12 protein-coding genes, 1 tRNA gene and 2 pseudogenes are annotated in these 13,256 nt (G+C 69.4%); 12 read left to right on the top strand and 3 right to left on the bottom strand.

Annotated elements, in window-relative coordinates; translation table 11 throughout:
- The first annotated feature begins 66 nt into the window (after positions 1–66).
- A complete protein-coding gene (locus QM611_RS11375; protein WP_415080028.1) occupies positions 67–2,439 on the top strand; it encodes an Rne/Rng family ribonuclease in 2,373 nt (790 codons plus the stop codon).
- Here QM611_RS11375 and QM611_RS11370 read toward each other — a convergent pair.
- The gene (locus QM611_RS11370) at positions 2,402–2,704 is read right to left on the bottom strand and encodes a DUF4031 domain-containing protein (RefSeq protein WP_415080027.1); all 303 of its coding nucleotides are present in this window, start codon (positions 2,702–2,704) and stop codon (positions 2,402–2,404) included. The genes QM611_RS11375 and QM611_RS11370 overlap by 38 nt on opposite strands.
- Positions 2,705–2,864: 160 nt before the next feature.
- Here QM611_RS11370 and rplU point away from each other — a divergent pair, with 160 nt between their 5' ends.
- From rplU to QM611_RS11320, 10 genes are all read left to right on the top strand, one after another.
- Positions 2,865–3,173: a 50S ribosomal protein L21 gene (rplU, locus tag QM611_RS11365; RefSeq protein ID WP_415080026.1), complete on the top strand. Its 309-nt coding sequence runs from the start codon at positions 2,865–2,867 to the stop codon at positions 3,171–3,173.
- Positions 3,174–3,194: 21 nt separating this feature from the next.
- The gene (gene rpmA, locus QM611_RS11360; RefSeq protein ID WP_415080025.1) at positions 3,195–3,452 is read left to right on the top strand and encodes a 50S ribosomal protein L27; all 258 of its coding nucleotides are present in this window, start codon (positions 3,195–3,197) and stop codon (positions 3,450–3,452) included.
- An 80-nt stretch (positions 3,453–3,532) separates the two neighbouring features.
- Positions 3,533–5,044: a GTPase ObgE gene (gene obgE, locus QM611_RS11355; RefSeq protein WP_415080024.1), complete on the top strand. Its 1,512-nt coding sequence runs from the start codon at positions 3,533–3,535 to the stop codon at positions 5,042–5,044.
- Positions 5,041–5,853, top strand: coding sequence for a glutamate 5-kinase (proB, locus tag QM611_RS11350; protein WP_415080023.1), 813 nt, complete (start codon positions 5,041–5,043; stop codon positions 5,851–5,853). Before obgE ends, proB begins: the two co-directional genes overlap by 4 nt.
- Positions 5,854–5,855: 2 nt before the next feature.
- Positions 5,856–7,115 (top strand): glutamate-5-semialdehyde dehydrogenase, encoded by a 1,260-nt coding sequence (locus QM611_RS11345; RefSeq protein ID WP_415080022.1) that lies wholly within the window; start codon positions 5,856–5,858, stop codon positions 7,113–7,115.
- Between the two features lie 68 nt (positions 7,116–7,183).
- Positions 7,184–7,420 (top strand): hypothetical protein, encoded by a 237-nt coding sequence (locus tag QM611_RS11340; protein ID WP_415080021.1) that lies wholly within the window; start codon positions 7,184–7,186, stop codon positions 7,418–7,420.
- Between the two features lie 9 nt (positions 7,421–7,429).
- A complete protein-coding gene (nadD, locus tag QM611_RS11335; protein ID WP_415080020.1) occupies positions 7,430–8,029 on the top strand; it encodes a nicotinate-nucleotide adenylyltransferase in 600 nt (199 codons plus the stop codon).
- Complete coding sequence (locus tag QM611_RS11330; protein ID WP_415080019.1) at positions 8,026–9,069, top strand: hypothetical protein; 1,044 nt, start codon at positions 8,026–8,028, stop codon at positions 9,067–9,069. The genes nadD and QM611_RS11330 overlap by 4 nt, the downstream gene beginning before the upstream one ends.
- Positions 9,066–9,437 (top strand): ribosome silencing factor, encoded by a 372-nt coding sequence (rsfS, locus tag QM611_RS11325; protein ID WP_415080018.1) that lies wholly within the window; start codon positions 9,066–9,068, stop codon positions 9,435–9,437. Before QM611_RS11330 ends, rsfS begins: the two co-directional genes overlap by 4 nt.
- Before the next feature lie 267 nt (positions 9,438–9,704).
- Positions 9,705–9,777: transfer RNA gene (locus QM611_RS11320), tRNA-Ala, on the top strand.
- A 604-nt stretch (positions 9,778–10,381) separates the two neighbouring features.
- Here QM611_RS11320 and QM611_RS11315 read toward each other — a convergent pair.
- A pseudogene (locus QM611_RS11315) lies at positions 10,382–11,425 on the bottom strand (recombinase family protein); the annotation flags it as partial.
- A gap of 406 nt (positions 11,426–11,831) precedes the next feature.
- On the opposite strand from QM611_RS11315, the gene QM611_RS11310 reads away from it, so the two are divergent.
- The gene (locus QM611_RS11310; RefSeq protein ID WP_415080017.1) at positions 11,832–12,527 is read left to right on the top strand and encodes a hypothetical protein; all 696 of its coding nucleotides are present in this window, start codon (positions 11,832–11,834) and stop codon (positions 12,525–12,527) included.
- 33 nt (positions 12,528–12,560) lie between these two features.
- Here the strand turns inward: QM611_RS11310 and QM611_RS11305 are convergent.
- A pseudogene (locus tag QM611_RS11305) lies at positions 12,561–13,256 on the bottom strand (MFS transporter); the annotation flags it as partial.

Raw genomic sequence — 13,256 nt, 5'->3', positions numbered from 1 at the left:
ACTGACTGGGCCGCAAGAGATTTGCCGGGTGACGCGCGGCGGCACCCCGCAGGGAGTGCGCCAGTGATGGCAGATGAGACACACGACAACGACGAGCAGCACCCCGAGACTTCGCAGGACAGCGCCCCGCTGAGCGAAGCCGCGCCCGAGGCGGCGCAGGACGCTCCCGCCTCCGACGACGCGTCGTCGGAGGAGCCCGTTGACGCGGACGAGCAGGAGGACGCTCCCGCCGAGACGGCCGCGAAAGAGATGGATGGCGCGCCCGAGAGCTCGACGCCGCTGACCGCGGTCGGCCTCGGGCTGCTGCCCGAGGTGTTCGTGTCACAGGTGTCGACCCAGCTGCACTTCTACGCGCCGGAGATCGCCCCCCTTCCCGCGCTGCCCGAAAGCGAGCAGTCGCCCGAGGGCGGCTCGTCGCAGCGCCGACGCAACCGTCGGCGTGGGGGAGAGGGCCGCGGCGACTCAGGAAACGGCGCAGGTGACGGCGGCCCTTCGACAGGCTCAGGGAACGGGACAGGCTCAGGGAACGGGACAGGCTCAGGGAACGGGACAGGCTCAGGGAACGGGACAGGCTCAGACGCAAGGGCCGGATCAGGCTCGGGCAACGAGCGACGGGGCCGCAAGCGCGCCGTCGAGTACGTCACCGAGCCGCAGCGCATCAAGGGCTCCACGCGACTCGAGGCCAAGAAGCAGCGCCGTCGCGACGGGCGGGAGGCCGGGCGCCGTCGCACTGTCGTGACGGAGGCGGAGTTCCTCGCGCGCCGTGAGGCGGTCGACCGGGTCATGGTCGTGCGCTCGAAGAATGGCCGCGTCCAGATCGCGGTGCTCGAAGACAACGTGCTCGTCGAGCACTACGTCGCCCGGGCCCAAGACGCGTCGCTCATCGGCAACGTGTACCTCGGGCGGGTGCAGAACGTGCTGCCGAGCATGGAGGCCGCGTTCGTCGACATCGGGCGTGGCCGCAACGCCGTGCTGTACTCGGGCGAAGTGGACTGGGATGCCGTCGAGACCGGCAACCAGCCGCGCCGCATCGAACTCGCCCTGAAGTCGGGCGACCGCGTGCTCGTGCAGGTCACGAAAGACCCGGTTGGCCACAAGGGCGCGCGCCTCACGAGCCAGATCTCGCTTCCCGGCCGCTACCTCGTGTACGTGCCCGGCGGCGCGATGAACGGCATCTCGCGCAAGCTCCCCGACACCGAGCGCGCGCGGCTGAAGAAGATCCTCAAGGAGGTGCTGCCCGAGTCGTCCGGCGTCATCGTGCGCACTGCGGCCGAGGGCGCCACCGAGGAGCAGCTCACGCGTGACGTGCACCGCCTCACCGCGCAGTGGGAGTACATCAGCCGCCAGGTCGAAACACAGCAGGCGCCCGCCCTGCTGCACTCCGAGCCCGACCTCCTCGTCAAGATCGTCCGCGATGTCTTCAACGAGGACTTCACCCGCATGTCGATCCAGGGCGAGGACGCGCACCACACGATCACGAAGTACCTCGAGAGCGTGGCTCCCGACCTGCTCGAGCGGGTCGAGACGCACGAGGGCGAGAGCGACCCGTTCGACGAGTTCCGCATCACCGAGCAGATCGAGAAGGCACTCGACCGCAAGGTGTGGCTGCCCTCGGGAGGGTCTTTGGTCATCGACCGCACCGAGGCGATGACAGTCGTCGACGTCAACACGGGGAAGTTCGTCGGCTCCGGCGGAAACCTCGAGGAGACGGTCACGAAGAACAACCTGGAGGCCGCTGAGGAGATCGTGCGCCAGCTGCGCCTGCGCGACATCGGCGGCATCATCGTGATCGACTTCATCGACATGGTGCTCGAGTCGAATCGCGATCTGGTGCTGCGGCGTCTCGTCGAGTGCTTGAGCCGCGACCGCACCAAGCACCAGGTCGCCGAGGTCACCTCGCTCGGCCTCGTGCAGATGACTCGCAAAAAGCTCGGGCTCGGCCTGCTCGAGACGTTCAGCGAGGCGTGCGATGTCTGCGCGGGACGCGGTGTCATCGTGCACCACGACCCCGTGGTCAAGCACCGCTCGTCCGGCGGCGGCTCGAACCGCCGCTCGCGCTCGAGCGCCCCGGCCACTCCCGCCAACGGCACGCACGTCATCACGGAGGGCGTGAAGTCGGCACTGGCCCAGATCGCGGCGTCGACCATCCACCACGCCGAGGAGGCGGAGGCCGCCGGCGGCGAGCCGGTCGTCATCGAGCTGCCCGCGGCATCCTCCACCCCCGTCGAGCCTGTCGAGGGGGAGGCGGCCAAGCCCGAGCGGAAGAAGCGCAAGAGGCGGAAGGATGCCGCGCGCCCGAGGACCGAGAAGGACCTGCTGCTCGACTCGGTGCTGAGCGCTCTTCCCGAGCCCAAGGCGCCGGGTCAGGGCCGCTCTCGCCGCCGCGTGACGACGGCCGCCCTCACCGGGACTCCGGTCGTGCGGCCCGAGAACGAGTGACCCTCCGGTCGCGGGCGCGCACGCGCAGACCGGAGGCGATCAGGCGCCGCACCAGGGTGTGGCCGTCGACGCGCTCGGCGCCGGCCGCGACGAGCCGGTCGACCGACTCGTCGGGCACGTCGTAGTGGTCGAGATCGAACCCCCGCGGGGGGATGCCGTTCGCGGCCGCGAACGCGTGCAGCTCGTCGAGATCGGTGTCGCTGACCAGGTGCGCCCACCAGCGTCCGTGCGCCGGCCACATCGGCTCGTCGACAAGAATGGCCACGACGCCGAGTCTAGGCATTCCACCTGGCGGCGACACGCGTCCCGGTCGCTTTGCGGGAGCTTTCCCGATCGGGTAAAGTAGACCCTTGGTGCGTCGAGACATCCGCACCCGGTTTTCGAGACATCCGAGCGCCTGCGCTCCCCGAAGAAACAGGTATGAAGTGGTTTACGCAGTTGTGCGCGCCGGCGGCCGGCAAGAGAAGGTCGAGGTCGGCACGGTTCTCCAGCTCGACCGCGTGAAGGCGGCTCAGGGCGACACGATCGAGCTGCCGGCCGTCCTCCTGGTCGACGGTGACGCGGTCACGACCGACGCCGACAAGCTCGCGAAGGTCACGGTCACGGCGGAGGTCCTCGGCGACCTGCGCGGCCCGAAGATCGTCATCCAGAAGTTCAAGAACAAGACCGGGTACAAGAAGCGCCAGGGGCACCGTCAGGAGCTCACGCGCGTCAAGGTCACCGGCATCAAGTAAGACACCGAGAGGCACGAAGAGATGGCACACAAAAAGGGCGCAAGCTCCACCCGCAACGGGCGTGACTCCAACGCGCAGCGACTCGGCGTCAAGCGGTTCGGCGGCCAGGCAGTCAACGCCGGCGAGATCATCGTCCGCCAGCGCGGCACGCACTTCCACCCCGGCGTGAACGTCGGGCGCGGCGGCGACGACACGCTGTTCGCGCTGGCCGCCGGGTCGGTGCAGTTCGGCACGAAGGGCGGCCGCAAGGTCGTCAACATCGTGGCGGCGGCCGAGTAACACGTCGCACACACAGCTTTCGTGACGGGGCGGGCTTCGGCCCGTCCCGTCATTTGCTTTCCACACCCGCAGGAGCACCCATGGTCACGTTCGTCGACGAGGTGACACTGCACCTGCGCGCGGGCAGGGGTGGCAACGGCTGCGTGTCGGTGCGCCGCGAGAAGTTCAAGCCCCTGGCCGGCCCCGACGGCGGCAACGGCGGCAACGGCGGAGACATCGTGCTCGTCGCCGACCCCCAGGTCACAACACTGCTGTCGTACCACCACTCGCCGCACCGCAACGCCGGCAACGGCGGCTTCGGCATGGGCGACAACAGATCCGGCGCGGCGGGCGAGTCGCTCGAGCTGCCCGTGCCGGTGGGAACGGTCGTGAAGGATGCCGCGGGCGACACCCTCGTCGACCTCGTCGAGCCGGGCACGCGCTTCGTCGTCGCGCCCGGAGGCCAAGGCGGCCTCGGCAACGCCGCGCTCGCCTCGCCGAAGCGCAAAGCTCCCGGGTTCGCGCTGCTGGGCACGCCGGGCTGGGAGGGCGATGTCGTCCTCGAGCTGAAGACGGTGGCCGATGTCGCACTGGTCGGCTTCCCGTCGGCGGGCAAGTCCAGTCTCATCGCCGCGATCTCTGCGGCCCGCCCGAAGATCGCCGACTACCCGTTCACCACCCTGCATCCGAACCTCGGCGTCGTCCAGGGGGGCGACGTGCGCTTCACGGTCGCCGACGTGCCCGGCCTCATCGAGGGCGCGAGCGAGGGCCGCGGACTCGGGCTGGAGTTCCTCCGCCATGTCGAGCGCTGCACCGCTCTGGTCCACGTGCTCGACTGCGCCACCCTCGAGCCCGGGCGCGACCCGGTCAGCGACCTCGACGTCATCCTCGCCGAGCTCGCCGCCTACCCCGTCGCCGAGGGCCAGACGCCGCTCGTCGACCGACCCCAGCTGGTGGCGCTGAACAAGACCGACGTGCCCGAGGCGAAAGAGCTCGCCGATCTCGTGCGCCCCGACCTGGAAGCACGCGGATTCCGCGTGTTCGACATCTCCACCGTCTCGCACCACGGGCTGCGCCCGCTCACCTTCGCGCTGGGGGCGATCGTCGACGAGCGCCGCGCCGCCGCGGCGGCGGCCCCGGCCGCGCCGCGGGTGGTCATCCGCCCCCAGGGAGCGGAGCGCGAGTACACCGTGCGCGTCGAGGGCGGCAGCTACGGCCCGGTCTACCGCATCCTCGGCGACAAGCCGGTGCGCTGGGTGCAGCAGACCGACTTCCGCAACGACGAGGCGGTCGGCTACCTGGCTGACCGGCTGCAGAAGCTCGGCGTCGAGGACGAGCTGTTCCGGGCGGGCGCGACCCCCGGGGCCACGGTCGTGATCGGCGAGGGCGACGGCGTCGTGTTCGACTGGGACCCCGCGCTGAGCTCGGCCGCGGAGTTGGTCACCGCGCCGCGCGGCACCGATGCGCGCCTCGACCAGAACGCCCGCCGCACGACCGCGCAGCGGCGCGAGCAGTACCACGACCTGATGGACGCGAAGGCGGCCGCCCGCGCCGAGCTCGAGGCGGAGCGCCGTGCCGCGGGGTGGCACACCGACGACGAGGGAGACGAATGACCGCGTGGGAACGCCGCGACCTGGCCGCAGCGCGGCGCGTCGTGGTGAAGGTGGGATCGTCGTCGATCAGCGGCGAGAACGTCGGACGCATCGCGTCGATCGTCGACGCCCTCGCGGCCGCGCACGCCCGCGGAGCGCAAGTGGTGCTCGTCTCGTCGGGAGCGATCTCCACCGGCATGCCGTTCCTGAGCCTCGATTCGCGCCCCACCGATCTGGCGACGCAGCAGGCCGCCGCCGCGGTGGGCCAGAACGTGCTCATCTACCGGTACCAGGACAGCTTCGACCGCTACTCGATCGTGGCGGGCCAAGTGCTGCTGACGGCGGGCGACCTGGAGAACCCCGTGCACCGCTCCAACGCGCAACGCGCGATGGAGCGGCTGCTCGGGCTGCGCATCCTGCCGATCGTCAACGAGAACGACACGGTCGCCACGCACGAGATCCGCTTCGGCGACAACGACCGGCTGGCGGCGCTCGTGGCGCAGCTGATCGGCGCCGACGCGCTCGTGCTGCTCAGCGACATCGACTCGCTGTACACGCGCCCGCCGGAGGAGCCCGGCGCTGAGCCGATCGACCGCATCGCGGCCGGAGACGACCTGGCGGGGCTGGAGTTCGGCTCCGTCGTGGTCAACAGCGTCGGCACCGGGGGAGCGGCCACCAAGGTCTCGGCGGCGCGACTGGCGGCGGCATCCGGCATCGGCGTGCTCGTGACCAGCGCCGACCTCGTCGACCAAGCGCTGGCCGGCGCGGAGATCGGCACGTGGTTCGCCCCGCACCCCGCCGCCGTGACCAGCCCCGTCGATACACTGTAGGGATGACGGCGATCGCGACCTCGGCCCGCGAACGGATGCTGCTGGCCAAGGACGCGGCGCGCAGTGTCGGACTGCTGTCCGACGCCCGCAAGCGCGACGCCCTGCTGGCGATCGCGAGCGCGATCGAGGCAGCTGCGCCGCGGATCGTCGCGGCCAACGCCGAGGATCTCGAGCGCGGCCGCGAGAGAGGCCTGTCCACGGCGTTGCAAGACCGGCTCCGCCTCGACGAGCCCCGCGTGGCGGCGCTGGCGGCCGCGGTGCGCGACATCGCGGCGCTGCCCGACCCTGTCGGCCGTGTGCTCGACGAGCGCGAGTTGCCCAACGGCGTGCGCCTCACCAAGGTCGCGGTGCCGTTCGGCGTGGTCGGGTCGATCTACGAGGCCCGGCCGAACGTCACGGTCGACATCGCCTCTCTCGCGCTGCGCTCGGGCAACGCGGTCGTGCTGCGGGGCGGGTCGGCCGCCGAGCGCACGAACGCGACGCTCGTCGAGGTGATGCGGGAGGCGCTGCGTGCGCTCGGCGTCGACCCCGAAGCCATCCAGACCGTCGACGACTACGGGCGCGACGGTGCGCGCGAGCTCATGCACGCCCGCGGCATCGTGGACGTGCTCGTGCCGCGGGGGAGCGCGCAGCTGATCGAGACGGTGGTCACCGAGTCATCCGTCCCCGTCATCGAGACGGGCGCAGGCGTGGTCCACATCGTGCTCGACGCGTCGGCGCCGCTGGACTGGGCGCGCGACATCGTGGTGAACGCGAAAGTGCAGCGGCCGAGCGTGTGCAACGCGGTCGAGACGCTGCTCGTGCACCGCGACGCGGCTGCCCGCCTCGTGCCGCCGGTCGTGGCGGCGCTGCGCGAGAAGGGCGTCACGGTGCACGGCGACGCGGCGGTCGCGCGCCTCGCCGACGGCGTGGTTCCGGCGACCGACGAGGACTGGGCCGCCGAGTACGGCAGCCTCGACCTGGCGATGCGCGTCGTCAACGACCTCGACGACGCGCTCGATCACATCCGCCGCTACTCCACGCACCACACCGAGTCGATCGTCACTCAAGACGACGCGGCGGCCGAGCGGTTCCTGGCCGAAGTGGACTCGGCGGTCGTCATGGCCAACGCGTCGACGCGGTTCACCGACGGCGGCGAGTTCGGCTTCGGCGCCGAGGTGGGAATCTCCACGCAGAAGCTGCACGCGCGCGGCCCGATGGGGCTCGGCGAGCTCACGAGCAGCAAGTGGCTTGCGCGAGGCGCCGGACAAGTTCGCCCATGACCCCTAGACTGGGGTGCGCGCCTCGTCGCACGACGACAGCCGAACCCATCTGACCCGATCGGAGTGACATGCACCTGGCAACACTGGTCGCCGCTGCCGCTGAGGCGGAGGAGCACCACGGCAACGTCATGCTCGAGACTCTGTGGATCGGACTCCTCGCGCTCGCGGTCTTCGGACTCCTCGCGCTCGTGACCTTCTCGTACCGGGATGTCGCCAATCGCCACGCCGCGAAGGCGGAGGCGTACGCAAGAGCGCACGGCGCGCAGGGTGGGAACGGCGATCACGGGGCGGGACACGGCCACTAGGTCGCCTGCATGACAGATGCAGGCCGGCCCGCGCGGATCGGGGTCATGGGCGGGACGTTCGATCCCATCCACCACGGACACCTCGTTGCCGCAAGCGAGGTCGCCCAATCGTTCGACCTCGACGAGGTCGTGTTCGTTCCCACGGGTCGGCCGTGGCAGAAGGCCGAGGTCACCCCGAGCGAGGACCGCTACTTGATGGCGGTGATCGCGACAGCATCCAACCCGCGCTTCACGGTGAGCCGCGCCGACATCGACCGGGACGGCCCGACATACACGATCGACACGCTGCGCGACCTGCGCGAGGAGCGGCCGGACGCGGAGCTGTTCTTCATCACCGGGGCAGACGCCATTGCGCAGATTCTCAGTTGGAGAGACCATGATGAACTCTGGAACCTCGCGCATTTCGTCGCCGTCTCCCGTCCCGGACACGTCTTGAGCATCGAGGCCCTCCCGGCGGGGAAGGTTTCCCGACTCGAGATACCCGCGCTCGCGATCTCCTCGACCGACTGTCGAGAGCGCGTTCGCGACGGACACCCGGTGTGGTACCTCGTGCCAGACGGCGTCGTCCAATACATTGCAAAGCACCACCTCTATCGGAGCAAGGCATGAGCACACCCGACCACCCGAACGGTCCGGTACTCACCCGCAAGAAACTGCGGGAGATGCGGATGACGGGCGTCACACCCGTCATCGACCCGGACGCCGCCGCGGCGGCGCAGACAGACGCCCCCGAGGCGCCTGCGCCCGCGCCCGCGGTGCACCTTCCCAAGGCCGCAGACCCCGCCGTTGCTGCCGCCGCCCCCCGCCTTGACGCGCACGTCGACCTCGGCGTCGTGCCGTTGACGCGCAGGCAGGCGCGCGAGCAAGAGCGCATCCGCACGGCGTCGGTGCCTGTGATCACGCCAGACATGGCCGACGCGCAGCCGCACAGCTCGTGGGCTCCGCCCGCGGAGGACGTCGTCGAGGCGGACGTTGTGGAGGCGGAGGCTGTCGAGGAGGTCGAGCCCGCTCTCGACGAAGCGCCCGCCGACGACACCCGAGACGCCGAGTCGTCGAGCGAGACAGACGAGCCGGCGGAGGCCATCGCGGCCGAGCGTGAGGCCCCCGACGACGAGGAGCGTTCGGACGAGGCATCCTCCGACCGCCCGCTCTTGCGCACCGAGTTCGGCTCCGAACTGCTCGCGGGCGCCGAGGCGGCCAATCCCCCCGTGTCGTCGTTTGACGACCTGATCGCGCGCGGGACGGCATCCACCGGATCGGTCGCCACACCGAGCGCGCTCATCCTGACGCAGTCGCCCACCGCGGGGCCGCTGACCACCCCGGTCGCGGCCACCGGCGAGGTGCTGATCACGGGCACGTACGAGCTTCCGGATGGGCTGGGGTCGCACGGACACCTTCCGGGGACGGCGGACGGGAAGGATGTCGACGCGGTGCTCGTCGACGGAGAGCTGCCCGCCGCATCCTCGCCGACGCCGATCGCGGCCAGCGCCGCCATCAGCACCGCCAAGGGGGCCGAAGAGCTCATCCGGCCGCCGGCGCCCGAGAAGGGCGGCAAGCTGATGCTCGGCCTCGCGATCACCGCGGGCGTGCTCGCCGTCGCCCTCGTGGGGGTGCTTATCCTCGCGTTCACGACCGGGCTGTTCCGATGACCGCGAGCCCCCAGTCGCACGACATGCTCGCGGTCGCCGCGAAGGCGGCTGACGCGAAGGGTGGCGAGGACCTCGTCGCGATCGACGTCTCGGGCCCGCTGCCGCTCGTGGACATCTTCCTCATCGTCACTGGGCGCAACGAGCGCAACGTGGCGGCAATCGCCGACGAGATCGAGGAGAAGCTGCTCGTCGCCGGGCACAAGCGCCTGCGCCGCGAGGGCCGTGAGGAATCGCGGTGGGTGCTGCTGGACTTCGGCGACCTCGTGGTGCACGTGTTCCACGAGCAGGAGCGCGTCTACTACGGGCTCGAGCGGTTGTGGAAGGACTGCCCGCTCGTTCCGATCGAGCTTCCCACCGCCGCTGCGTAGCCCGGCAACCGTGCCGATGCCCGGGTCCGCGCAGGGCCGTGTCCCCTTCCCTGGCGCGGGACCCACCTCGTGCCGCGAGACCCCCCACATGTCTCGACGCCCACCCCTCGCGTCGGCGCCCGTGTCAGAACACGGCGGTGCCGACGCGCGACAGGGGTCTCGCGTGGAACAGCGGGTCTCGCGACGGGAAATGGGTCGTGCGGTCAGCGGAATCCGGACGATGTAGTAGCCTATTGAAGTTGCCTCGCGCTTGTCGGGGCAGCGTCCGGGCCTGTGGCGCAGCTGGTAGCGCACCTGCATGGCATGCAGGGGGTCAGGGGTTCGAGTCCCCTCAGGTCCACCCAAAGTGTCTTACGGGAACACTCGACATCAGTAGATGTTGAGTGTTCCCGTTTGGCTTCCTTGCCTTCGTCGCCGCTCGCGTGTGCTTCGCGGAAGATGGTCGCGAAGGGTTCGGCGAGGTGTGGGCGGAGTTGTTCGTCGTCGGTGATGTCGAGTCGGGTGTAGAAGGCTTGGTTCGCGAGTCGCCTGTCGGCGTCCCCGGAGTGGGTGTAGGCGCGGTGCGCGTCGGTCAGCAGCCGCAGACTGTCGTGGAGGAACGCGCGGCCTCCGGTGTGGTGTTCGTTGTGTTCGGCGAGGCGGCGGTTCACGTCCGCGAGGCCGGTGCGGATGCGGTCTTGGTGGCGTTTCAGGGTGGTGAGGTCGATGGCGTCGGCGAAGTGCGCGGCCAGGAGCTTGTCGGACTCTGCTTCGAGGCGTGCTCGGTTGGCGGTCAGGTCCGCGACCTCTTGATCTTGGCCTGCGTTGCGCTTGTCGAACGCGGCATCCACGTCGGCGGCGAGACGCTGGTAGGTGGCGTCGCTGATCGTGAGGGGGGCATAGGAGTCCGCGACGAGGCGTTCCGCGACCGCGACTGGCACGGCGCGTCTCGTGCAGTTCGTCTTCTTTGCGGCGCGGCCGGAGCACACGAAGTAGGCGTAGGTCACCCCGCGCGGGTTGGTGGCGAAGTCCAGCAGCATCCGCGACCCACAGGTACCGCAGTGCAGCAGCCCTTTCAAGTGATGAGCATGCTGAACATGCCGGGTCATCTTCGCGCGGCGGGCATGCAGGAGCGACTGCACCTTATCGAACAGCGCGGGCTCGATGAGCGGTTCGTGCGCTCCCGGATGCAGCGCACCCTTGTAGCGAATGACTCCCGCGTAGTAGGGGTTCGTCAGCAGCTTGTAGAGCGTGTTCTTCCCCAGCGGCTTCGACGGTCGCTTCGGCGTCGCCACCGTCAACAACCCCCGCGCGGTCAACTCGCGCAGCAGCCCGGTGACGGAAGTCTCACCGGTCGCGTAGTGCTCGAACGCGAACCGGATCAGCGGGGCGCGGTGGGGATCGACCTCAACGGTGCGAATCTCGCGGCCCGCGTCGTCGGTGCGCCGCACGTTCAAGTAGCCGATAGGCGCGCGCATCGGGGTGCCGCCCTGCGCGACCTTCTGCGTCAATCCCTTGGTGACTTCGGTGGCGAGGTTGCGGCTGTAGAACTCCGCGATGGAGGACATGATGCCGTGGACGAGCATCCCCGAAGGCGTCTGATCGATGGACTCCGTGGCCGAGACGAGGGTGACCCCGGCACCGATGAGGGCTTCGTGAATCTTCACGTCATCGGCGCGGTTACGGGCGAGCCGGTCGAGCTTATGCACGATGCAGAACTGCACCCGCGTCGCCGTAATGAACGCGAGCATGTCCTGGAGCCCGTCACGATCCGCCGACCTGGCGGACTCGCCCGCGTCCACGAACTCCCGCATGACCCTTGCGCCCAGCTCGTCGGCCTTGCGGTGGTTCGCCTCACGCTGCGCGGGGATGGAGAACCCTTCCTCGGTGCCGCCGCGCTCTGCCTGCTCACGGGTCGAGACGCGCAGGTAGGAGACGGCCAGAAGCACCGACTTGTCCTCCGCGCGCTCATTGGTCGCGGTAAGGGTGGGAGCGGTGGTGGTGATCATGCGGTGCTCCTTCGATGGTGCGCTGGCTCTTCCTCTACTCTGCCCCGCGCATCTGACATCAGGCTCAGATTCGCAGGAGCGGGGAGCCCGTACGGGTCGGGCTGGCCGTTGCGGTAGGCGTCGTAGCGGGTCTGGGTGATGTTGAGAACCCACTGCACCAGCTTGCTCACGTCCGGCTCCGCACGCCGGATCGCCCTGAGCCGAAGCTGTCCCGGATCGCTCCCCGCGCCTGTTCCGAGCACACCCTGGTCCTGCGCCGCGCGGTAGTGGCGCTGACGGGTCGGGGTTGGGGTCAGGACACTCACCTCAATCTCATGCGATAGCAGTTACGCCATATCAAGGTAACACACTCATGGCGTAACGGCCAATATTTGAGATGAATCACAGCTTCCACTACCCTGGAGGCATGAGTCAAGACGTGGAGGACGTGCCGCTGCTGGTTCCCGAAGACCTGCCAGCGGGCTGGGTCATGCCCGACCCTCCCGTGATCGAATCCTCCGCCGACTCGGTAGCCATTGATGCCGCGCTCAGATACGACAAGCGGGCCTACCCCACGCCGGGGCCGGACGGTGAACTGACCGGATACAACGATGGCCGCGATGGTCGCTGGTTCCTCATCGAGCATGTTCAGTCACATACGCGCGTGCTGCTACGCCTGCAACGCCAGTACGTCATGATGCAGGAGCCGATGGGTGAGGTGCGGATCACGGGGATCATCTACTTGCCCGAGCAGGCCGGTGACTCGGTGGCAAGCCCCATGTTGCGGAATCTTCCGACGTCGCGGATTGAGGCGGCGATCAACCGCCGCCAGTTTGTCGTCACCGGTGCCACCCGGTTCGAGGGCGGCACGCTCACGATGCCCTCCGGTCGTATCCTCCACGCCGAGGAGGTCATGAAGCCGCTGGGGAATCCGAAGCGTGTCGCGGACTTCTATGAGGTCGTCGCCCTCCAGCACACCCGCCTCATCGACGACGGGGAACCGAACCCGACGGCGAAGATGGCCGAGATCAGCCGAGTGCCGCTCTCGACCGCACAGGGCTGGGTCGCCCGCGCCCGCGCCAAGGGGCTGCTGCCTCCGGGGCGACGAGGGCGAGCCGGGTAGCGGGTCGGAGCATGTGCGCGTCCACGGCGAGCATCATGCGCTCGCTGGGCGTGATCTACGTTCGTTTTCGCTGTGGTCGTTGACCTCGCGCTGACGGCTGCGGGCGATACCCCAGGCCACGAGCAGGGCCGCGAGTACCGTGAGGATGATTCCTGCCCAGGTGACGGCGGTGTTGAACTGTTCGGCTTGGGTGTCTGTCCAGTTGCCGTCGGTGAGGGTGCCGGTGAACATGGTTGCGAGGATCGTGCCTGACAGGGCGATGCCGATGCCGGTGGCGACTTCGCCTGCGGTGTCGGCGAGTGCGGCTCCCATCGTGGTGCGGTTCTCGGGTACGCCGCGCATGATGTTGTTCCCGGCCACGACGCCGACCACGCGCATGCCCGCGGCGACGAGGACAAGCGCGAGAGCGATCCAGGCGTATCCGAAGGTGCCAAGGAGTGCGTAGACGCCCAGGCCGATGACGACGGCGATGGAACTGAGCCAGGCCGCGACACGCAGCCCCCATTCCTTCATAAGCGGGCCGATGATCCAGCCGCCCGCGATCAGGACGACGACCTGCGGGAGCATGCCGAGCGCGGCCTGCCCGGCCGTCCAGCCCCAGGCAAGTTGGAGTTGCAGGGTGATGAGGTAGCCCATGCCCGCGACCGCGAGACTCGACGCGGCCTTGAACGCGAGCCCGCTCGACACGAGCGCCCCGGCGACGAGACGGAAGTCGATCAGCGGGTGATG

Source organism: Microbacterium sp., assembly GCF_047606685.1.
Lineage (GTDB): Bacteria > Actinomycetota > Actinomycetes > Actinomycetales > Microbacteriaceae > Microbacterium.
Note: the sequence above shows the minus strand (reverse complement) of the source record. Positions and strands in the feature narration are given on the sequence as shown.